The sequence below is a fragment of the Actinomycetota bacterium genome (assembly GCA_019347675.1).
GTDB lineage: Bacteria > Actinomycetota > Nitriliruptoria > Nitriliruptorales > JAHWKO01 > JAHWKW01.
Genome location: JAHWKW010000007.1, coordinates 122,685 through 142,084 on the forward strand (window position 1 = coordinate 122,685; position 19,400 = coordinate 142,084).

A 19,400-nucleotide genomic window follows, 5' to 3' on the forward strand; every position below is an offset into this window, starting at 1 on the left:
AGTACCCGCAGGCGGCGGCGTCGTCACCACGGCCTCGTGCCCGGTGCCGTCGACCACCTCGACCAGGTGGTGGGGAGACCTCCGGTCGCTGACGTGGCTTCCGGAGGTCATCGATGTTCCTCGCCGCCGCTCCCGCCGGTCCGGGCGATTTCGTCCGACTCGACGTCCCCGGCTGGGCGTGGGTGGCCCTGACGCTCGCCATCGTGGCGCTGCTCCTGGCCGACCTGCTGCTGGTCCACCGCACGCCGCACGAGGTCTCGTTCCGTGAGGCACTGGTCGAGAGCGGCGTGTGGGTCACACTGGGGCTGGTGTTCGGGATCGTGTTGTGGTGGTGGGCGGGCGGCCAGACGGCCGGCGAGTACTACGCCGGCTACCTGATCGAGAAGAGCCTGTCGGTCGACAACGTCTTCGTCTGGGCGGTGATCTTCAGCTACTTCGGCGTGCCACCGAAATACCAGTTCAGGGTGCTGTTCTGGGGTGTGTTCGGTGCGCTGGTGCTGCGGGCGATCTTCATCTTCGCTGGCGTTGCGCTGCTGGAGCGGTTCGACTGGCTGCTGTACGTCTTCGGCGCGTTCCTGCTGTACACCGCGTTCAAGATGCTCCGCCACCGCGGCACCGAAGTGCACCCGGAAGACAACCCCGTCCTCAAGCTGGTGCGTCGGGTGGTTCCGTCGACCAGCGACTACGACGGGCAGAAGATGTTCACCCGCCGCGACGGTGCCCTGCTGGCGACCCCGCTGTTCGCGGTCCTGGTGCTGGTCGAGGCCACCGACGTGGTGTTCGCGATCGACTCCGTCCCGGCGATCCTGGCGATCAGCCGCGAGCCGTTCATCGTGTTCTCCTCCAACGCCTTCGCGATCCTGGGGCTGCGTGCGCTGTACTTCGCCCTGGCTGGTATGGCCGGACGGTTCCGGTACCTCGACATGGGGCTGGCCGCGATCCTCGCGTTCGTCGGCGTCAAGATGATCCTGGTGGAGTGGTACCACCTGCCGATCCCGCTCAGTCTTGGCGTGATCGCCACGATCCTGACCGTGGCGATCACTGTGTCCGTGCGCGCCGACCGACGTGGCGAGCCGGACCGGATCCACGCCGCCGAGCCGGCGCCGAGCCAGCAGCCGTCGCAGCGGCCCGACGTCTCCGATCCGGACAGCGCACCGGCCCAGTCCAAAGAGCCGTTCTTCCAGCAGGACTGAGCCGGCGATGGGCTCGGTGAGCGGGCCCGTGGGTAGGCTGCGGCCATCCGCGGTCGGTCGACGACAGGGCAGCGCATGTGCGGGATCATCGGTGTCGTCGGCCGTGACGACGCCCTGGAGGTCATCGCCGACGCCCTGCAGCGCCTCGAGTACCGCGGCTACGACTCGGCCGGAGTGGCGCTCCAGACCGGCGGCGGTGGGGCCCATGGCCTGCGCGTGGTCAAACGCGCCGGGAAGCTGCAGACACTGGGCGCCGCCCTCGAGGACGCGCCGGCCCACGGCCGCACCGGCCTGGGACACACCCGCTGGGCGACCCACGGAGCACCGACCGACCGCAACGCCCACCCCCACACCGACCCCACCGGATCGGTCGCGGTCGTGCACAACGGGATCATCGAGAACTACCAGACGCTCAAGGCGTCACTGGACGGGCGGTCGTTCGCGTCCGACACCGACACGGAGGTCGTCGCGCACCTCGTCGCAGACGCCTACGACGGCGATCTGCTCGAGGCGGTCCGTCGGGTCGTCGCGCGGCTGCGGGGCGCCTACTCGCTGTGCTTGGTCCACGCCGACGAACCCGACGTGCTGGTGGCAGCCCGCCGCGAGTCGCCGCTGATCATCGCGCACACCGACGGCGTCGGGTACTGCGCCTCGGACGTCGCGGCGCTGATCGCGCACACACTTGACGTAGCGGCACTCGGCGACGGACAGCTGGCGCGGATCACTCCCGACGGGGTCGACGTCGTCGACGGCGACGGTCGCCCGGCCGAGCCCCACCGTTACACGGTCAGCTGGGACGTCGACGCCGCCGAGAAGCAGGGCTACCCGCACTTCATGCTGAAGGAGATCCACGAGCAGCCCCAGGCGGTCGCCGACACGCTGCTCGACCGACGCCGCGACGGTCGCCTCACGCTCGACGAGCTCCACCTCGACGAGGACGAGTTCGCCCGCCTCGACAAGGTCTTCGTGGTGGCGTGCGGAACGTCGCTGTACGCCGGGATGCTCGCCAAGCTCGCCGTCGAGCATTGGGCCGGGATCCCGGTCGAGGTGGAGGTCGCCAGCGAGTTCCGTTACCGCGACCCGATCCTGTCCGAACACACCTTGGTCGTGGCGATCAGCCAGTCCGGCGAGACGATCGACACGCTGGCGGCGGTGGGCCACGCTCGCGATCAACGCGCCAAGGTGGCCGCGATCACCAACGTGGTCGGCTCGAGCCTGGCTCGGGAGGCCGACGCCGTCCTGTACACCCACGCCGGCCCCGAGATCGGCGTGGCGGCCTCCAAGACGTTCACCACCCAGATCGTGGCGGTCGATCTCCTGGCGCTGTACCTGGCCCAGATCCGCCGGGCGTTGTGGCCCGACGAGGTCGCCGACATGCTCAAGCGCCTCGAGGACCTGCCGACGCAGCTGGACGAGGTCCTGGCCGCCGAGAAGGACATCGTCGACCTCGCCCGCCGCTACGTCGACGTGCCCTACACCATGTTCATCGGTCGCCACGCGAGCCTCCCGATCGCCCACGAGGGCGCGCTGAAGCTGAAGGAGATCAGCTACCTGCACACCGAGGCGTTCCCCGCCGGCGAGATGAAGCACGGGCCGATCGCCCTGATCGAGCAGGGCAGCCTCGTGGTGGCGATCGCTCCCCGCGGCCACGTGTTCCCCAAGATGGTGAGCAACATCCAGGAGGTCAAGGCCCGCGGCGCCCGGGTGCTGGCGATCGGGACCAAGGGTTCCACCGCCGAGCTCGAGGAGCACGCAGACCACATCATCGCGATCCCCGAGGCGCACGAGCTGGCTGCCCCCGCGTTGGCGGTCGTGCCCCTGCAGCTGCTCGCCTACCACATCGCCACACTGCGCGGAGAGGACGTCGACCAGCCCCGCAACCTCGCCAAGACGGTCACCGTCGAGTGACGGGGGCGTCGCCCCGGTGACCTCCTACCATCGCGTCGACCCCACCGGGCCGTGAACCGCCCGGCAACGAGAGGACATCACCAGTGCGTCCGTACAGGCGTTGGGTTCCGGCAGCGGTCGTCTGCGTGGTCGTGCTGGCCCTGTCCGGCGCGCCCGCGTTCGGGTCACACGCGATCCAACAGGCCACGATCGAACCCGGCGCCGCGATCGTCACCGACGCCGGGTACTGCACGCTGAGCTGGATCTTCGACGGGACGAAGAAGCTGGCCGGCGAGGTGTACGCCAGCACCGCCGCCCACTGTGTGGACGAGGTCGGTCAGGCGGTCAGTCTGGCGACGACCAGCCTCGGCGCAGCGCAGGATCCCATCGGCAAGGTCGCGTTCCGCGGTGACCCCGAGCAGCCGGGGCGCGACTACGCGTTCATCAAGATCGCCTCCGACGACCGCGACCGTGTCGATCCGGCGATGAAGGGACACCCCCGCATCCCCACCGGCGTCTCGCGCGACTACCGCGAGGGTGACCTGATGCAGTTCTCCGGCCACGGGGTGGGGTTCAACCTCACGTCGCTCACCCGTCAGGAACGCGTCGGCGTGCTCAACTGGACCGACCGCCGCGAGCACCAGATCGTCGGCGGTGTCGCACCCGGCGACTCCGGCGGTCCCGTCGCCAACCTCAGCGACGGCGGCACCGCGTTCGGCATCGTCGCCACGGTCGGGGTCGGGATCGACACGCGCGCGCTGACGCTGGTCACCGCCGGGGAGGGCGGCGCCAACCTCGACTGGGTCCTCGCCGACGCCGCCGCCCACGACTTCACCGTCTCGCTACGCACCGTCGACGGGTGACCGTTCGCGGCCCCGCCGTGCCTGACCGGCACGGCGAACCCGGCCGACCGTGACGCGGCGGTGGCCCGCCCCGACGCGACCCGACTGACCTAGCCTGCGAGGTGATGTCGGATCTGCGCTCCGTGCCGCTGCTGGACGCTGATGCTGCCCACGCCGGGGACCAGGCGGCGGTCGCGGCCGGTTCGTCGTGGGCTGCGCTGATGCACCGTGCAGGAGGGCACCTGGCGCGCGGCATCGTGGCCAGCGCCGGGTACGGGTACGGGTTGCGCGTCGCCATCGTGGCCGGGAAGGGCAACAACGGCGGTGACGGTTGGGCGGCGGCCCGTCGACTGGCCGCTTGGGGCGCCGAGCCGCGGGTGGTGGCGGTCGCGGGACTCGACGCTGAGCTCTCCGACGAGGCGAGCGACCAACGCCGCCGGTTTCTGAGCGCCGGCGGCTGGGCGCGGGGGCCACAAGCCACCGACGCCGTGCTCCAGTGGTGCGATGTCGCGGTCGACTGTCTGCTGGGGACCGGGGCCACCGGCGCGCCCCGCGGGGTGATCGGCGACGCTGTGGCGGCGCTGCGGCGGGCCGGCGACCGCGCGACCTCCGTGGTGGCGTGCGACGTCCCCACCGGTGTCCAGGCTGACGACGGGCAGGTCCCGGGCGAGGCCGTCTCCGCGGACCTGACGGTCACCTTCGGCGGCTTGAAGCGCGGCGTGCTGCTGTACCCCGGAGCCAAGTACGCCGGCCGGGTCGCGGTCGGGGATCTGGGCGGGGCGTACCAGCCGCCCGAGGTCGCCTGGTCGGCCCTGACCGCTGCTGGCGCCGCACCGCAGGCGCTGGGTGTCGGCGTGGACAAGCACGCCCGCGGGAGGGTCCTGGTCGTCGCGGGGTCCCGCGGCATGGCCGGTGCGGCGGTGCTGTGCGCACGCGGTGCCCTGGCGGCCGGTGCCGGGCTGGTCACCGTCGCGGTCCCCCGCGGCATCCAGGACCTGGTCGCCGGCCTGATCCCGCCTGCGCTGACGATCGGTCTGGACGATGCCGGCGGTGCGGTGGCAGCCGCGGCCGTCGATGCGATCCAGGACGCCGCCGCCGACGCCGACGTGGTGGTGGCTGGACCCGGCATGACGTTCGGGTCCGGCACCCGCCAGGTGATCGAGACGCTGCGCCGAACGGCCCGACGGCTCGTGCTCGACGCCGATGCCCTCAACGCCCACCGTGGCGAGACCGACGTCCTGGCCGACCACGCCGGCGAACTCGTGGTCACGCCCCAGCACCGGGAGCTGGCCCGGCTCGTCGAAGACGCCACCGACGGCGACGACGCGCTGCGTCGCCGCGCGGAGCTGGCACCACCGCTGGCAGCGCGGCTCGATGCCACGGTCGTGGCCAAAGGCCCCACCACCGTCGTCGCTGCACCCGACCAACGGGTTTGGGTGACTCCCACCGGCGGTCCGGCCCTGGGAGCGGGTGGGACCGGCGACGTCCTCGCCGGCATGGTCGCGGCCGGCTGCGCGACCGCCGAGGACGTCCCGTACGCCGTCGCGCAGGCGTGCTGGCGTGGCGGGCTGGCCGGACAGCTGGCTGGCGCGCCGGCCGCCGACCGCAGCACCAGCGACGACATGGCTGACGCGGTCCCGGCCGCGCTGGCGCTCACCGTCCGGTTGGCGCAGCACCGACCGACGTGGCCTTTCGACGCGCCAGGCTGGCGCGCCGGACGCGTCCCGGCCGACGACGCCGGGTGGCGCCCGTGACCCACCTCCCGGACGACGCTGGTGGGCCGCTCCGCCCGGCGGTGGCCGAGATCGACCTCGAGGCGGTCGACCACAACGTCCGCCTCTTGCGCGAACGTGTCGCTCCGGCCGAGGTGATCGCCGTGGTGAAGGCGGACGCGTACGGGCATGGCGCGGTCCCCGTGGCGCGGGCGGCGCTGGGCGCCGGAGCGACCTGGCTGGCGGTCGCGCTCGTGGAGGAGGCCGAGGAGCTGCGCGCCGCGGGCGTGACCGTGCCGATGCTGCTGCTGTCCGAACCGCCACCGGCCGCTGCCGCCCGGGTCCTGGCCGCCGACCTCACACCGTCGGTGTACACGCCGATCTTCGCCGAAGCGCTTCGTGTGGAGGCGGCCAGGCGCGGCCGCCCGGTCCGCGTGCACGTCAACGCCGACACCGGCATGGGGCGTGTGGGGGTGGCCCGAACGGACTGGGACGGGTTCCTGCGGACGTTGCGCGCCTGGCCGGACCTCGAGGTCCAGGGCCTCATGAGCCACTTCGCGTGCGCCGACCAGCCGGGACACCCATCGGTCCGCCAGCAGCAGCAGCGGTTCGAGGAGTTCCTGCAGCTGGCGCGCACGCACGGCTTCGACGCCACCCTCGTCCACGCGGCCAACTCCGCCGCGGCGCTCACCATCGACGAGTCCCACTACGACGCGGTCCGCCTCGGCATCGCGATGTACGGGGCGCCCCCATCACCCGCCCTGGCCAGCGCCGCCGAGCTGCGCCCGGTGATGCGCCTGGTGGCCGACGTGGCGTTCGCCAAGCGGGTCGGGGCGCACAGCCCGATCTCGTACGGACACAGCTGGTCGGCTCCCGTGGCCGGCGTGGTTGCCACGGTCCCGCTCGGGTACGCCGACGGGGTGCCCCGGCTGCTGTCGAACCGTGGCGAGGTGGTCCTGAGCGGGGTGCGCCGCCCGATCGTCGGGGCCGTCACCATGGACATGTTCATGGTGTGGTGCGGCGACGACCAGGTCGATGTCGGCGACCAGGTCGTGCTGCTGGGCAGGCAGGAGGATGCCGAGGTCACCGCCACCGAGTGGGCGCACCATGCCGACACGATCGCCTACGAGATCCTCAGCCGCATCGCGCCACGGGTGCCACGGGTCTACCTGACCGGGCAGGCCAGCGGTGGCTGACCGGGGCAGACGGGCGTTGACCGCCGCGACGACCGCAGCCGGTGTCGCCGCAGGGTACTTCGGCGAACGGGAGGCGTTCCGCGGGCGGATGCAGATCGTCCGTCACGGACCCGAGCTCGGCGACTTCGCGGGCGAGTCGCGCGAGATCGAAGCCCCCGACGCCACCAGGATCTTCGTCGAGACCTACGGCCCCGACGACCCCGACGCCCCGCAGGTCGTGTTCGTGCACGGGTACACGATGTCCGGCCGCTGCTGGCACGAACAGGTCGTCGCGCTGCGGCACCGCTACCGGCTGATCACCTACGACCAGCCGGGTCACGGGCGGTCTTCCCCGCCCCGCTCGGGCACCTTCACGATCGAGCTGCTCGGTGACGCGCTCGGGGCCGTGATCGAGCAGGCCACCGACCACACACGCGGCCCGCTCGTCGTGGTGGGCCACTCGATGGGCGGGATGACCGCCCTGGCCTGCGCCCGCCGCCACGGCGACCTGTTCCGCGCTCGGGTCGGGGGGCTGGTGCTGCTGTCGACCACCGCCAAGTCGGGCGCTGAGGACGTCGCGATGGGTCTCGGCGTGCAGCTGCTGGCCCGGGCCGAACGCGCCATCACCGCCGTGGCCGGGGTGCTCGGCGAGCGGGTCCGTGAGGTGGCCCGTATCTACCGTGCTTCGAGCGACCTCAGCTTCGTGTTGGTCCGCGCGGTGGCCCTCTGCCGTGGTGCGGACCCACGGTACGTCGACTTCACCGAGCAACTGGTGCTCGATACCGACCTGCGCACCGCCAGCCAGTTGCTCCCCGTGCTGGCGCGGATGGACGAGGACCACACGCTGGCGACGCTGGATGTCCCGACGTTGGTGGTGGTCGGGGCCCGTGACCGCATGACACCGGTCGACCACGCCCGCCACATGGCCGAGGTGAACCCGGACGTGGATGTGGTCGAGCTGCCGGGGATCGGTCACATGACACCTCTCGAGGCACATCACGTCGTGAACGCCCTGGTGGTGCACATGGTCGGCGCCGTCCACAGTCCCGCGCCGAGCGCTGAGGTCGCAACGTCGCGCACGTGACGCAGGAGGGATCGTGGCGCTGGGGCACGAGGACGTGGCGGTGGGCTGCTGGACGTGCGACGATCCGCCGACCGGTTGCACGGTGGTGCTGCCGCCGGCGGGCACGCTCGGAGCGGTGGCGGTCCGCGGCGCCGCGCCGGGGACCCGCGAGGCGGTGGCGCTGGGCCCCAACGGCAAGCTGACCGTCTGTCACGCGGTGGTGCTGGCAGGCGGGTCGGCGTTCGGGCTGGCCGCCGCCGACGGGGTCGTCGCGTGGCTGGAGGAGCGGGGCGTCGGGTACCCGGTCGGCCAGCCGGAGCCGGTCGCGCGGGTCCCGATCGTGGGTGCCGCGATCGTGCTCGACGCGGCGGTGGCCGTTCCCCACGCGCGCCCGGGACCGGACGCCGGCCGTGCCGCCTGCGAGCAGGCCACGACCGCCGATCCGCCCGAGGGTGGCGTGGGGGTCGGTGCCGGGTGCATGGTCGCCAAGGTCGGTGGCCTGGCACACGCCTGGCGGGGCGGTCAGGGCATCGCCGTGCGGCGCGCCGGTGACGTGGTGGTCGGGGCGCTGGTGGCCAACAACGCCGTGGGCGAGGTCTTCGACGAGGACGGCCGCCCCCTGGCGGCGTCACGCGCTGGCCACGGCACCCCCCGCTACCCCTACGATCCGGACGCGATCGCCGGTCAGCGCGCGGACGCCGGCGGGCCGACCGGCTCGACCGTCCTCGGCTGCGTCGTGACCAACGCCCGCCTGCTGAAGAGCGACGCGTGCCGCGTCGCAGACCTCGCCCACTCGGGCATCGCCCGGGCGGTCCGCCCCGCGCACACCCAGCTCGACGGAGACGCGTTGTTCTGCCTGGCCACCGGGGAGGTCGACGCGACGGTCGACCTGCTCGCCACGCTCGCCGCCGAGGCGGTCGCGGACGCGTGCCGCCGCGGGGTCCGCGCCGCGGTGTCCCGCCACGGCGTTCCCGGCCTCGCGGGGTGAGAGGAGCGCTGGGCGGTGGACTAGCATGCCCCGAGCCGTCGTCCCGCTCGGAGCGTCGCTCGTGCCGTCGTCACGTGTTCCCGTGGACTCGCACCGGTGGACGGTGGTGCAGCGCGAAGCCGAGACGTGCACCCGGTGCGAGCTGCACACGGCCCGGAGCCGGGTCGTGTTCGGTGACGGCGATCCCGGCGCCGAGCTCGTGTTCGTCGGCGACTCCCCGCGCCACAGCGAGGAGCTATCCGGCCGGGCGCTGGCCGGCGCTGCGGGGAACCTCCTCGACAACGTGCTCCTGGAGAACGGGCTGCGCCGCGAGGACGTGTACGTCTGCAACCTCGTCAAGTGCCGCCCTCCCGGCAACCGTCCCCCCCAAGCCGACGAGATCGGCGCGTGTCGCCGGCACCTCCACGATCAGCTGGGGCTCGTCGCCGCACGCGTCATCGTGGCCCTCGGTCCGGCCGCGGCGCAGCTGTTGTTGGGCCGCCGTGCTCCGCTCGAGAAGGTCGCCGGGTACCGGTTCGAGGCACCCGGAGCGACGCTGATCGCGACGTACCACCCGATCGCTGCGCTCAGGGGCAACGCCACCGCCATGGCCGCGTTGCGCCGGGACGTCCGGACGGCGGCGGGGATCCTGACCGGCCGTATCGCATCGGCGCGTGATGCCGTCGGCGAGCTCCGGGAGGGTCAGGGGTCGGCGGCGTCTTGACGTTCGAGCGACGCCCCCGGCCACAGCGGGAGCTGGTGCTGCGCACCCACGGGGCGGACGACACGCGTGCGCTGGCGGCAACGATCGCCGAGGCGCTGCGGCCCGGCGACGTCGTCTCGCTCAGCGGCGAGCTCGGCGCCGGTAAGACCTGCTTCGTGCAAGGCGCCGCCAGTGCGCTGGGGGTCACCGGCCGCGTGACGTCGCCGACGTTCACCCTGGTGCGGCCCTACCAGGCCCGCTTGCCCGGCGACGACGTCGCCGTCGAGCTCGTGCACGTCGATGTCTACCGCCTCGACCGGCTCCAGGAGGTGGTCGAGCTGGGCGAGGACGTCATCCTGGGCGACGAGCAGATCACGTTCGTCGAGTGGGGCGACGTCGTCGACGCGCTGCTGGGCACCGACCGGCTGGAGGTGGAGCTGGCGCTCGGCGACGCTGACGACGAGCGGATCGTCCGCGTCCGCGGCCACGGTCGCTGGGCCGACCGCGTCGCCGACGTGGCCCCGCGGCTGCAGCGTTGGGCGGTGCAGGAGCCGTCCCGGTGATCGTGCTCGCGATCGAGACGTCGACGGCACGGTCGTCGGTCTGCCTCGCGCGACAGGGCCGGGTCCTGGCCTCCGCCGCTCTGGGTGTCGAACAGCGTCACGGCGAGTTCGTGGCTCCGGCCATCGACTTCTGTCTGCGTCAGTCGGGCCACACGACCGACGACATCACCGGTGTCGCGGTCGGTGTGGGCCCCGGGTTGTACACCGGACTGCGGGTGGGGATCGCCACCGCGCGGACGTTCGCGGCGACCCGGCGCCTACCGGTGGTGGGTCTGTGCGGCCTGGACGTGTTGGCGTTCCAGGTCCGTCACGTGCGCCGGCTGATCTGCGCTGCCCTGGACGCGCGACGAGGCGAGGTGTTCTGGGCCTTCTACCGCTTCGCGCCCGGCGGGGTCCAGCGGGCCACGGAGCTGGGGGTCGGCAGCCCCACCGCGCTGGCCGCGGAGATCGAGGGTGCCGGCGAGGAGTGCCTGGTGGTCGGCGACGGCGGGCTGCGCTACGCCGATGTGCTGCAGGGCGTCGACGCCGACGTCGCCGGCCTCGAGAACGCCCACCCGGACGCTGCCGACCTCGCCGTCCTGGCCCTGCCGCGTTTCGTGCGCGAGGACACCCAGCGCCCCGATCAGCTCCAACCCGTGTACCTGCGCAAGGCCGACGCGCGTCTGGGCTGGGAAGCCCGCGGGCGCCTCCGTGGCGGCCGCCCACAGCGGTGACCGGAGGCCGGCGGTGCTCGCGGCGGGCAGCGGCCGCGCGCGGTGACGGTCCCGCCCGGACACGGTTGCGGCGGATGCACCCGGGCGATCTCGATCAGGTCCACGCCATCGAACGCGCCGTGTACCCGCGGCCATGGCCCCGTGAGATGTTCGTGTCGGAGCTGGCCCAGCCCGACACCCGCACCTACCTCGTCGCTGAGCGCGGCGGCGCCGTCGTGGGCTACGCCGGGTCGATGCTCGTCGTGGACGAGGCGCACATCACCACGGTGGTGGTGCAGGACACGCACCGGCGCCGTGGCGTTGCGACCGCGCTGGTCGTGGCCGTGCTGGGCGACGCCCGTCGACGCGGAGCCCAGGCCGCCACCCTCGAGGTGCGCCACACCAACGCCGCGGCACGCGAGCTGTACCGTGGTCTGGGCTTCGCGCCGGTCGGGGTGCGCCCGGGCTACTACGACGACACGGGGGAGGACGCGGTCATCATGTGGCTGCACGACCTGCAGAGCGACGACGTCGCGGCGTCGCTCGCCGCTGCCCGTGGCCGGTCCGGCGGGACCTGAGACCGGTGCTCGTGCTCGGCATCGAGACGTCCTGCGACGAGACGGCGGTCGGGGTGGTCGAGGATCGGCTGCGAGTCCGGGCCAACGTCGTCGCGTCACAGGTCGAGCTGCACGCGCCCTACGGCGGTGTCATCCCCGAGCTCGCCGCCCGCGCCCACCTGGAGCTCCTCCAGCCCACCATCGACCGGGCGCTGGTCGAAGCCGGCGCGAACCTCGATGACGTGGACGCCGTCGCGGTGACCGCCGGCCCCGGCCTGGTGGGGGCCCTGCTGGTGGGTGTGGCGGCCGCGAAGGCGCTGGCGCTGGCGCGCCGTCTGCCGCTGGTGGGCGTCAACCACCTGCGCGCCCATGTGATCGCCACGCAACTGGAGTACGGCGACCTGCAACCACCGCTCGTGGCGCTGGTCGTGTCCGGGGGGCACACCAGCCTGGTGCGCATGGACGGCGACGGCGCCGGGGCGGCCGCGACGTTCCGGGAGCTCGGCTCCACCGTCGACGACGCCGCCGGTGAGGCGTTCGACAAGATCGCGCGGGTCCTCGGCCTGGGCTTCCCCGGCGGGCCCGAGATCGACCGCCTGGCACGCCAAGGTGATCCCACGGCCGTGGACTTTCCCAGGCCGCTGTGGCGCGAACGGTCCTACGACTTCTCATTCTCGGGTCTGAAGACCGCCGTCATCCGCTACCTGCGACGCCTGGAGGACGCGGGCGAGCAACCCGACCTGGCTGACGTCGCCGCGTCCTTCCAGGAGGCCGCCGTCGACGTCCAGGTGGACAAGACCCTCGCCGCGGCCGCCGCGGAAGGCGTCACCACGGTCGTGATCGCCGGCGGGGTGGCGGCCAATTCTCGGCTGCGCGCCCGGATGGATCAGGCCTGTGGCGAGCACGGCATGCGGCTGCTGACCCCATCCCCGGCGCTGTGCACCGACAACGGTGCGATGGTCGCAGCGGCCGGAGCCAACCTCGTGGCCGATGGTCACCGCTCACCGCTGGAACTGTCGGTCGACCCGGGCCTGTCGCTGGTCGATGAGCCGCACGGGCCGGTCCCGTGACGGTGCTGTCGCGGACCCGCTGGCGTCGCGTGCGTCGCGACGAGGTCGTTGACGTCGCCCACATGCTCGAGACGTGGCCGTGCCCGGCAGGGGGCGCCGCGCGCCATATGTTCCTCCTGTCGACGCTGCGATCCAATGGCCCATCGGTGATGCGGCTGGCCGAGTGGCGCGGCCGGTCGGCGGTGTGCGTCGTGCTGCCCGACCAGCTGATCGTCCCCGCCGGCGACCCGCAGGTCCTGGCGCGCGCGGGAGTGCCCAACCGCGGGTGGCGCATCATGGTCGGCGACGCTGCCGCCGCTGACGTGTTGCTCGAACGGTGGGGCAGCGACGCGTCCATGGTCGTCCACCGGCAGCGCTTCGAGCTGGTCGACCCCGGCCGGGTTCCCGACGCGCAGGCGCTCCCCGACCCGGGGTTGCGGCCGGGGCGACGCGAGGATGTGCCCGGCCTGGCGCAGCTGGCCGTGCAGCTCCACGTCGACGACGGGTATGGCCCAGACCCCGGCGGGTCCGGCTACCGGGCGTACCGTGACCGCATGGAGCGGGCGGTCCGCGCCGGCACCGTCGTGTGTGTCGGGCCGCCGGGGGATCCGCTGGTCAAGATCGAGCGGGCCGTGGACTGCGACGACTACGGGGTGCAGCTGGCGGGGGTCTGCGTGCGTCGCGACCGCCGGGCGGAGGGTTTGGGACGCGCATCGGTCACGGCCGTCGTCCGTGACGCCCTCCACCGCCACCCCGGTCGGCCGGTCGCGCTGCACGTGCGGGCGGACAACATGGTGGCGCTGCGGACCTACGCCACCGCGGGCTTCGTCGACCGCGAGGAGTGGCGACTGGCCGTCCGCACGTGAAGAGAATCGCGAAGAGAATCGCGGCCGATCAGCGCACGTCGGCCAGCAGCCCCCGTTCGTCGAGTCGCTCGACCAGTTCCTCGCTGGTCGTGCCGTACAGAGCTGCGAGCGATCGCAGGTCGGTCTGACGCAGCGTCAAGACCCGGCCGTTGTAGTCACCACGCTGCGCCTGGATCGTGCCGGCGTACCGCGACACCGGCCGGAACCGGGGCTCGACCTCGTGCTCGTGCAGCCGGGTGAGATCCAGCGCGACGCGCGGGCGCGTCGGCTCGGGTTGCGGTTCGTCGATGTCCGGCTCAGGCAGTAATTCGCCCACCGGAACGCCGTAGAAGTCGGCGAGTTCGGCCAGCTTCGCCAGCGACACCGCCCGATCGCCACGTTCGTAGGAGCCGACCACCACGGCCTTCCAATGCCCGCCGCTGTGCTGCTGGACGTCCTGCAGGGTCAGATCCTGCTGGGCACGGATCGCGCGGAGACGCTCGCCGAGGCGATGCTGGTACTCCGTCGCGCTGGTCACGTCCGCTCCGATCGTGCTCGGTCGCACCAACAGTGTCGGACATGGCCGCCCGGGCGCGTGCGCCGGGGTCGGCCGTCCGTCCGGGGAGCAACGACGTTGGACGCGGCGACCGGTGGTCGCTCACGGGCTCGGCGGATCGGATCGTTGCCGGCCGACGCTGATGCGGTCACTGCGAACCGGCTTGGGAGCCGATCGTTTGCACTCTCATGGGGAGAGTGCTAATTTCCCCGCTGTTGGCACCCGCCGGGGCAGAGTGCTAGCCCTGGAAGGCCCCAGCGGCTGGCAACGAAGGCACCTTAACACCACGAACCTTACACCACACGTACGGAGGGAACGTTGGCCACCACCGCAACGAACGTGCGGGTCCGCCCGCTCGAGGACCGGGTCGTCGTGACCTTGAGCGAAGCCGAGGAGACCACCGCATCGGGGCTCGTCATCCCGGACACCGCCAAGGAGAAGCCCCAGCAGGGCACGGTCGTCGCCGTCGGGCCGGGGAAGCGCTCGGAGCAGACCGGCGACATCGTGCAGCTGGACGTGCGTGAGGGCGACACGGTCCTCTTCAGCAAGTACGGCGGCACGGAGGTCAAGATCGACGGTGAGGACTACCTGATCCTCTCCGCTCGCGACCTGCTCGCGGTCATCGAGTAGCAGCCGCCAAGGACGGGCGCGACCACGCCCATCCATCACCCATCGCAACAGGAGGCAACGACACCTATGCCGAAGCAGCTCTCCTACTCCGAGGACGCACGACGCCGGCTCGAGGCCGGGGTGAACCGGCTGGCGGACGCCGTCAGGGTCACCCTGGGCCCCAAGGGCCGCAACGTCGTCATCGACAAGAAGTGGGGCGCCCCCACCATCACCAAGGACGGCGTGACCGTCGCCCGCGAGATCGAGCTGGAGGACACCTACGAGAACATGGGTGCCCAGCTCGCCAAGGAAGTCGCGACCAAGACCAACGACGTCGCCGGTGACGGCACCACCACCGCCACCGTCCTCGCCCAAGCCATGGTCCGCGAGGGCATGCGCAACGTCGCCGCTGGCGCCAACCCGATGATGCTGAAGCGTGGGATGGACGAGGCGGTGCAGCGGGTCGTCCAGGAGATCTCCAACCAGGCCCGTGACATCGAGACCCAGGACGAGATCGCGCACGTCGCGGCGATCTCCGCCAACAACGACGAGGAGATCGGCCGGATCATCGCCGACGCCATGGACAAGGTCGGCAAGGACGGCGTGATCACCGTCGAGGAGTCCCAGACCTTCGGGATGGAGCTCGACTTTGTCGAGGGGATGCAGTTCGACAAGGGCTACATCTCCCCGTACTTCGTCACCGACCCCGAGCGCATGGAGGTCGTGTTCGAGGACCCCTACGTCCTGATCGCCAACCAGAAGGTCTCGGCGGTGCACGACCTGCTCCCGGTGCTGGAGAAGGTGATGCAGGCCGGTCGGCCGCTCGTCGTGATCTCCGAGGACGTCGAGGGTGAGGCCCTCGCGACGCTGGTGGTTAACAAGATCCGTGGCACGTTCCAGTCGGCTGCGGTCAAGGCTCCCGGCTTCGGTGAGCGCCGCAAGGCGATGCTCGCCGACATCTCGATCCTCACCGGCGGCCAGGTCATCTCCGAGGAGGTCGGCCTGAAGCTGGAGAACGCCACCATCGACCTGCTGGGCCGTGCCCGCAAGGTGGTGATCACCAAGGACAACACCACCATCGTCGAGGGTGCCGGCTCCGAGGAGGACATCAAGGGCCGTATCAACCAGATCAAGGCCGAGATCGAGATCTCGGACTCCGACTGGGACCGCGAGAAGCTCCAGGAGCGCCTGGCGAAGCTGTCCGGTGGGGTGGCCGTGGTCAAGGTCGGTGCCGCGACCGAGACCGAGCTGAAGGAGAAGAAGCACCGCATCGAGGACGCGCTGTCGGCGACCCGCGCCGCGGTCGAGGAGGGCATCGTCGCCGGTGGCGGCACGTCGCTGCTGCACGCCGAGCGGGCGCTGGAGAAGATCGACCTCGAAGGGGACCTGCGCACCGGCGCCATGATCGTCCGGTCGTCGCTGGCCGAGCCGCTGCGCTGGATCGCCAACAACTCGGGTCTCGAAGGCTCCGTGGTCGTGGAGAAGGTCCGCGACATGAAGGTCGGCGAGGGCCTCAACGCCTTGACCGAGGAGTACGGCGATCTGGTCAAGCAGGGCATCATCGACCCGGCCAAGGTCACCCGCTCGGCCCTGCAGAACGCCTCGTCGATCGCGGGGCTGCTGCTCACGACCGAGGCGCTGGTGGCCGACAAGCCCGAGCCGAAGCAGAACGGCGCCGGTGGCGGCCACGACCACGGTATGGGTGGCGGCATGGACTTCTAGTCCACCTCACCTCACTCACCGAGGCGCCAACGCGCGCGACCGGAGGGCCCGCCTGCAGGCGGGCCCTCCGGCATCTGCGGGCGGGCCGCGCCGGGTGATCTCCGTGCGCTTCGGGGCGTCGCGCGACGCCCCGGCAGCCCCTACCGCCCGACGGGGTCCGCGTCGATGAATCCCGTCGCGAGGAGGGCGGTCCAGGCCGCCGCCACGGCGACCGTGGTCCGGGCAGATCTCAACACGGGTGAATCCCAACACGGGTGAATCCATGGGGCTGCAGCGTACGACCGGGCCGCCATGGCTACCCTCGCCCGCCATGCGTTATCTCGCCGCCTTGTTCGCTGCCCTGTCCGCGGCTGTGGGGGTGGCCTGCGGACCGGGGACGTCCACGGCCGCTGGCGACCGTGACGTCAACGACATCCGCCGGGCGCGGGCTGCCCTCACCGAACCCGTCGAGCGCGTCGGGACGCTCGCGATGAGCCTGACCCGCGACGTCACCGCCGTCCGGCTGGGTGAGCCGCCGGACCCCGCCGAGCGGCTGGCTGCTGTCGACGCCGTACGGGCAGGGGTGTTGAACGACCTGGCGACAGCGTCCGCCCAGCTGGCGGACACGAACCTGGTGGGCTCGGGTGGCGCCATCGTCGACGCTCGCGCCGCACTCGCAGAGGTCGCCGCCGCTGCGGACGCTGTGGCGGCGGCCGCCCGAGCGGACCTGGAGTTCGTCGCGACGCTCGCCTCGGCAGATGCCGAGCTCGTCCAGCTCGTGGCCGTGTGGGATCAGCCGGGTTCCCGTCGCGAGCAGCTCACACGACTCGCCGAGGCGGCCGACGCGGCCGGCGAGCTGGCGATACGCCTGCGCGCAACCGACGAACGGCCGCCGTGCGGGGCGGCCGTCGCCCGGCGAGCTGATGCTGCCGCGACCGCGGCAGCGGCCAGCACCGAGCTGCGTGGCCTGGTCGCGGCCCGCCGCGGCACCGCGTTCGACCGCCGCCGGGCCGAGCTCGCGGCGGACCCCGCCGGTGCGGGGATCGCACACCTGGCCGCCCTGGATGTCGCCGACCGCCCGTGTGTCGAGCGTGAGGCCGCCACGGTGGTCGCGACCGACCATCTGCGGGCGACCATCGACCGTCTGGTCACCGTGCTCAACGACCCGCCGACCTAGCATGGCCGGATCGCGACGGGGGACGGTGTGCCGCGGGATCGCACGGCGCTGTTGGGGCTGCTGGATCCCTCCGGCGCGCACGCGCGGCGAGCCGGCGACGAGCACTACTTCCGCACCGGCGAGGTCGCAACGATCCTGCGCGTCAGCTCCAGGGCCGTCCGGTCGTGGGCCGACGACGGGAAGCTGGAGTGCGTGCGAACCACCGGAGGTCATCGGCTGTTCCCGGCCGCGACGGTCCGTGCCGCCCTGGACCGCATGGAGAGTCGCGGGGACGCCTGAACCAGTTCCACGGTCTGGCCGGCCGGGTCGGTTACCCTCCCGGCGTGCCGCCCCCCACGCCCACTGCACCGCCGCCCGAACGCGGCCGCCGCCCGCCACCCTGGGCGGTGGAGCTACTCGAGGTTCTCCGGCTCCGGCGCCGGGCGATCGTCGCTGTCGCCGCACTGGTGAGCCTGACAGGCATCGCCGTCACCGCCGTGTTCCCGGGCGTGCTCCCGCCCCGCCCGCTCAGCGGTGCGGCGGTCGGTCTGGCCGCCTGCTTCCTGGCTGTGGCGGTCGGCGTCGCCCTCGACGCCACCGACCGGCTCGTCCGCGGCCCGCGCCACGTCCGCACAGCCGGCGCCCGCCTGGCCGCGACGACGACGCTCGAGCCGTCGGCGGCACTGCTGCGTTGGGTCGACGCGCGGATCCGGCAGGAGCCCGGCCTGCGCCTCGCCGTGGCGGCGGCCGGGTCCGACGCGCTCAGCTCGGGGCGGCTCACTGACGCAGTGGGCACCGCGCTGGCCCGTAACGGCTGGCGGGTCCTGGTCGCAGATCTCAGCCACGGCAGAGGGGATCGACCCGGCGTGGCGGAGGTGTGCCGGGGGGAACGCCGCCTCGGCGAGGTCGCCCAGATCCACGCGACGCTGCAGTACGCGCGCCTGGGGGCGGGGCAGGGACTGGCCGAGGCCCTGCACGGCTTCCCCTCGCTGACGGCGCGCCTGCCACGCGATGTGGACGTGCTGCTCGCGGCGTTGCCGGGGCTGGGGCACCCCGGGACGCTGCCGGCCGCTGCCGCGGCGGACCGGGCGCTGGTCGTCGCCAGAGCCGACGTGACCATACGCGCGGAGCTGGTCGAGTCACTGGATGCACTGGATCGTGCAGGTGTGTCCACCGATGTGGTCCTGGTGCACGGTGACGAGGGAGCGCGTCGCCGACCTCGAGCCGAGGACGACCGCGAACAGCCAAGCGGCGACGAGCGAGGACCCGAGGCCGATCGTGGCCCGGACGGCGAACCCGACCGTGCGTCGGACGGCGAGCCCGAACGTGCGTCGGACGGCGAGCCCGACGGGGCGCCGCAGCACGAGCCCGACCGGGCGTCGGACGGCGAGCCCGAGCGTGCGTCGGACGGCGAGCCCGACCGGGCGCGCGATCCCCAACCCCGCGCCCCGGATCATCGACCCGACCACACTCCCGACCATGAGCCCGACCGCGGCCGTCCCCCCGATGGCGAACAGAGACCAGGCGCTGCACGACCGGCCCCCGGTGCACAGCCCGTCGATCGACCACAGCGTCCGGAGTCGGCTGAGCGTCCGGAACCCACCGAGCCGCCAGAGCCCACCGGCCGCATCGTGACGCCAGCTGGTCAGTCAGCGTCGGAGCGCCGTCGGAGCGTCGCGGCGATCGCGCCGTACTTCGCCACAGCCTCACCAGTGGTCTCCGACGACGATCCGACCGGCGAGATCCCCCGGGTGCGCGCTCCGCAAGGCCGGCCCCCGCCGTCTGCGGCGACGACCGGGTCCGCCACCGGATCCCCCGCCCAGTCCATCAGCGACGACACCGGCCAGGACACCGGTCACGACACCGGCCACGCCACCGGTCACGACACCGGCCACGACAGCGACCGGGCCGGCGACCAGCGCGCCGCCGGGGACGCGACCGGAGATCGGTGGGGGACGATCCCGGCCGAGCCGACGCCGAACACGCCCGGTGAGCCGGAACCGTCGCTGCGGCTGGCGGTCGCACTCGACGCCCTGGTCCACGAGGTGTGGGGCGACGACGACCCCCGACCGCGGTAGCGCCCGACCGCGGCTGCCGGCCCCCGCTGGCACACCAGGACCCGGCGGTCGA

The 19,400-nt window shown here is 72.6% G+C and carries 19 protein-coding genes; 18 read left to right on the forward strand and 1 reads right to left on the reverse strand.

Annotated features, from left to right (window positions below):
- Positions 1–113 precede the first annotated feature (113 nt).
- From KY462_06350 to KY462_06410, 13 genes are all read left to right on the forward strand, one after another.
- Positions 114–1,193 (forward strand): TerC family protein, encoded by a 1,080-nt coding sequence (locus KY462_06350; protein ID MBW3577349.1) that lies wholly within the window; start codon positions 114–116, stop codon positions 1,191–1,193.
- 75 nt (positions 1,194–1,268) lie between these two features.
- The gene (gene glmS / locus KY462_06355) at positions 1,269–3,101 is read left to right on the forward strand and encodes a glutamine--fructose-6-phosphate transaminase (isomerizing) (protein MBW3577350.1); all 1,833 of its coding nucleotides are present in this window, start codon (positions 1,269–1,271) and stop codon (positions 3,099–3,101) included.
- An 83-nt stretch (positions 3,102–3,184) separates the two neighbouring features.
- Positions 3,185–3,943, forward strand: a complete 759-nt coding sequence (locus tag KY462_06360) for a S1 family peptidase (GenBank protein MBW3577351.1) — start codon at positions 3,185–3,187, stop codon at positions 3,941–3,943.
- Positions 3,944–4,047: 104 nt separating this feature from the next.
- A complete protein-coding gene (locus KY462_06365) occupies positions 4,048–5,676 on the forward strand; it encodes an NAD(P)H-hydrate dehydratase (GenBank protein ID MBW3577352.1) in 1,629 nt (542 codons plus the stop codon).
- The gene (gene alr, locus KY462_06370; protein ID MBW3577353.1) at positions 5,673–6,830 is read left to right on the forward strand and encodes an alanine racemase; all 1,158 of its coding nucleotides are present in this window, start codon (positions 5,673–5,675) and stop codon (positions 6,828–6,830) included. The genes KY462_06365 and alr overlap by 4 nt, the downstream gene beginning before the upstream one ends.
- Positions 6,823–7,893 carry an alpha/beta hydrolase gene (locus KY462_06375; protein MBW3577354.1) on the forward strand — a complete coding sequence of 357 codons (1,071 nt, stop codon included), beginning with the start codon at positions 6,823–6,825 and terminating at the stop codon, positions 7,891–7,893. The genes alr and KY462_06375 overlap by 8 nt, the downstream gene beginning before the upstream one ends.
- Positions 7,894–7,906: 13 nt before the next feature.
- On the forward strand, positions 7,907–8,860 hold the full coding sequence (locus KY462_06380; GenBank protein ID MBW3577355.1) for a P1 family peptidase: 954 nt from the start codon (positions 7,907–7,909) through the stop codon (positions 8,858–8,860).
- Between the two features lie 82 nt (positions 8,861–8,942).
- Entirely contained in the window at positions 8,943–9,563 is a 621-nt protein-coding gene (locus tag KY462_06385) for a uracil-DNA glycosylase (GenBank protein ID MBW3577356.1), read from the forward strand.
- 32 nt (positions 9,564–9,595) lie between these two features.
- Complete coding sequence (tsaE, locus tag KY462_06390) at positions 9,596–10,105, forward strand: tRNA (adenosine(37)-N6)-threonylcarbamoyltransferase complex ATPase subunit type 1 TsaE (GenBank protein ID MBW3577357.1); 510 nt, start codon at positions 9,596–9,598, stop codon at positions 10,103–10,105.
- Entirely contained in the window at positions 10,102–10,818 is a 717-nt protein-coding gene (gene tsaB / locus KY462_06395) for a tRNA (adenosine(37)-N6)-threonylcarbamoyltransferase complex dimerization subunit type 1 TsaB (GenBank protein MBW3577358.1), read from the forward strand. Before tsaE ends, tsaB begins: the two co-directional genes overlap by 4 nt.
- A gap of 74 nt (positions 10,819–10,892) precedes the next feature.
- On the forward strand, positions 10,893–11,375 hold the full coding sequence (gene rimI / locus KY462_06400) for a ribosomal protein S18-alanine N-acetyltransferase (protein MBW3577359.1): 483 nt from the start codon (positions 10,893–10,895) through the stop codon (positions 11,373–11,375).
- Complete coding sequence (gene tsaD, locus KY462_06405; GenBank protein MBW3577360.1) at positions 11,372–12,424, forward strand: tRNA (adenosine(37)-N6)-threonylcarbamoyltransferase complex transferase subunit TsaD; 1,053 nt, start codon at positions 11,372–11,374, stop codon at positions 12,422–12,424. The genes rimI and tsaD overlap by 4 nt, the downstream gene beginning before the upstream one ends.
- Complete coding sequence (locus tag KY462_06410) at positions 12,421–13,269, forward strand: GNAT family N-acetyltransferase (GenBank protein MBW3577361.1); 849 nt, start codon at positions 12,421–12,423, stop codon at positions 13,267–13,269. The genes tsaD and KY462_06410 overlap by 4 nt, the downstream gene beginning before the upstream one ends.
- Before the next feature lie 28 nt (positions 13,270–13,297).
- On the opposite strand, the gene KY462_06415 is transcribed toward KY462_06410, so the two are convergent.
- On the reverse strand, positions 13,298–13,786 hold the full coding sequence (locus tag KY462_06415; protein ID MBW3577362.1) for a transcriptional regulator: 489 nt from the start codon (positions 13,784–13,786) through the stop codon (positions 13,298–13,300).
- Positions 13,787–14,143: 357 nt separating this feature from the next.
- Here KY462_06415 and groES point away from each other — a divergent pair, with 357 nt between their 5' ends.
- The 5 genes from groES to KY462_06440 all read left to right on the forward strand — a co-directional run bounded on the left by groES (position 14,144) and on the right by KY462_06440 (position 19,348).
- The gene (gene groES, locus KY462_06420; GenBank protein MBW3577363.1) at positions 14,144–14,434 is read left to right on the forward strand and encodes a co-chaperone GroES; all 291 of its coding nucleotides are present in this window, start codon (positions 14,144–14,146) and stop codon (positions 14,432–14,434) included.
- 66 nt (positions 14,435–14,500) lie between these two features.
- Positions 14,501–16,135 carry a chaperonin GroEL gene (gene groL, locus KY462_06425; GenBank protein ID MBW3577364.1) on the forward strand — a complete coding sequence of 545 codons (1,635 nt, stop codon included), beginning with the start codon at positions 14,501–14,503 and terminating at the stop codon, positions 16,133–16,135.
- 262 nt (positions 16,136–16,397) lie between these two features.
- Positions 16,398–17,291, forward strand: coding sequence for a hypothetical protein (locus tag KY462_06430; protein ID MBW3577365.1), 894 nt, complete (start codon positions 16,398–16,400; stop codon positions 17,289–17,291).
- A gap of 60 nt (positions 17,292–17,351) precedes the next feature.
- The gene (locus KY462_06435; GenBank protein MBW3577366.1) at positions 17,352–17,570 is read left to right on the forward strand and encodes an excisionase family DNA-binding protein; all 219 of its coding nucleotides are present in this window, start codon (positions 17,352–17,354) and stop codon (positions 17,568–17,570) included.
- A 44-nt stretch (positions 17,571–17,614) separates the two neighbouring features.
- Complete coding sequence (locus KY462_06440; protein ID MBW3577367.1) at positions 17,615–19,348, forward strand: hypothetical protein; 1,734 nt, start codon at positions 17,615–17,617, stop codon at positions 19,346–19,348.
- Positions 19,349–19,400: the final 52 nt, after the last annotated feature.